Genomic DNA, 1,816 nt, shown 5'->3' on the forward strand with positions numbered 1-1,816 from the left:
CGGAAAGTCCTCCCTGCGTCCGCTGATGGCCGGCAGCAGCCCGTCGTTGCCTGATGGATCCAACCCCTCCGCTGCTATAGTGCAGTCGGCTTCTGACGTTCAGTGCAGCCGTCTTCTGAAAACGACATGGGCGGAAGCACCCCCCGTCAGCCTGTTGGCAAGCCTGTTAGTTGGTGAAGTTGTCCACGCCTAATCAGACCCCCCCACCATGCCTAATCAGACCCCCCAAGGGTGCGTTTTCCATGCCTAATCAGACCCCCTGATCGTGCCTAATCAGACCCCCCCTAAACCGATAGGTTATGCCTTTAGTTTTTACCTTTATCTTTAACCGATAGTTGGAGGGCCGCTCGCTGTGGAAAACGCAGCGCCCACCAAAGACCGCTCCGCCTCTTAGGGGGCAAGCCCCCTGCCGGCTCCTGCGGGCCGCAAGCGGCCCTCCGCCCGCGCTTCGCGCTCCCACCCGGCATCCCCCAGGAGTTTCGCTTCGCTGCACCCCTCGCGCTACGCGCTCACCCGCATATCGAGGCCCCCAAAGGGGGCCGGATGGTGCCCCCGGTCGCGGCACCACCGCCCAGGCCAAGAACCGCCCGCATCCATACGCCACCGCCACAAGGTCTTCAAGAAAGGACAGGCCACCGCCCGTGGCCTCGACAAGCCGCCCTGGTTCGCCACCCTCTCCCATCCCCCCCGCCCCTTCCCGCTGGGAAGGGGAGCGAGTCGCCCTCTGTCGTCAGGGGTGCAGGCTGCGCGGCGCTTCGCTTGCTTCTCCTGCCCCCTGCCGGTGAGCGTTGGGGCGTTCCAAGGGCGTCAAGGGTTCGCTTCGCCCTCCGGGGTGGCCCGTGTCCTCGCCTTCGGCTGCGGGCCGCGCCAGCCACCCCTACGGCCCTTGACCCCCTTTCCACTTGAAGGGGTCGATAGAGAAAACGGGAAATAAAGCACGGTAAGACAGCGGCAGGCCATGCCATGCTTGGTCTTTCTGGAATGGTGTCCAGTTGAAGTATGCCCTAACCGGACGTCAGGACAGCCTACCCAGAAACGTCCGGATAGACTCCATCGCTTAATTTATTGACACAAGCTGCGCAAGGTCATAGATTTATTCCTGACACTTTTCTGTTTGGGGGCATCTTGCAAGGTCAACGTATCGGCTACGTCCGGGTCAGCAGCTTCGACCAAAACCCGGAGCGGCAACTGGAACAGGTCGAAGTCGGAAAGGTATTCACCGACAAGGCATCGGGCAAGGACACCCAGCGCCCGGAACTTGACTCGCTGCTGGCCTTCGTGCGCGAAGGAGATACGGTGGTGGTGCACAGCATGGATCGCTTGGCCCGCAACCTCGATGACCTGCGCCGCCTTGTGCAAAAGCTGACCAGGCGCGGTGTGCGCATCGAGTTCGTCAAAGAATGCCTGACCTTCACCGGTGAGGATTCGCCGATGGCGAACTTGATGTTGTCGGTCATGGGCGCGTTCGCCGAGTTCGAGCGAGCATTGATCCGCGAGCGACAGAGGGAAGGCATCGCGCTCGCCAAACAGCGCGGAGCATACAGGGGCCGCAAGAAAGCGCTTTCGCCCGAACGCGCCGCTGAACTTCTGCAACGCGTCAAGGCCGGCGAGCAAAAGGCAAAGCTGGCCCGTGAATTTGGCATCAGCCGCGAAACGTTGTACCAGTACCTGCGCGAAATTGGAGCTTAACGTGCTTTATTTAATGAGATGGTCACTCCCTCCTTCCCGGTACTATGCTGAGGACAGGCTTTCATTCGGAGAACTATCATGGAAAACATTGCGCTCATTGGTATCGATCTGGGTAAAAACTCTTTCC

2 protein-coding genes are annotated in these 1,816 nt (G+C 60.5%); both read left to right on the plus strand.

Going from position 1 to position 1,816, the window contains the following annotated elements:
- The coding region (locus ACHHZ7_RS25330) for a hypothetical protein (RefSeq protein ID WP_210906155.1) at nucleotides 1-193 on the plus strand (193 nt) is incomplete at its 5' end.
- 932 nt (nucleotides 194-1,125) lie between these two features.
- The gene (locus tag ACHHZ7_RS25335) at nucleotides 1,126-1,689 is read left to right on the plus strand and encodes a recombinase family protein (RefSeq protein ID WP_003799980.1); all 564 of its coding nucleotides are present in this window, start codon (nucleotides 1,126-1,128) and stop codon (nucleotides 1,687-1,689) included.
- Nucleotides 1,690-1,816: the final 127 nt, after the last annotated feature.

Source organism: Citrobacter freundii complex sp. 2024EL-00216 (assembly GCF_043945515.1).
GTDB lineage: Bacteria > Pseudomonadota > Gammaproteobacteria > Enterobacterales > Enterobacteriaceae > Citrobacter > Citrobacter portucalensis.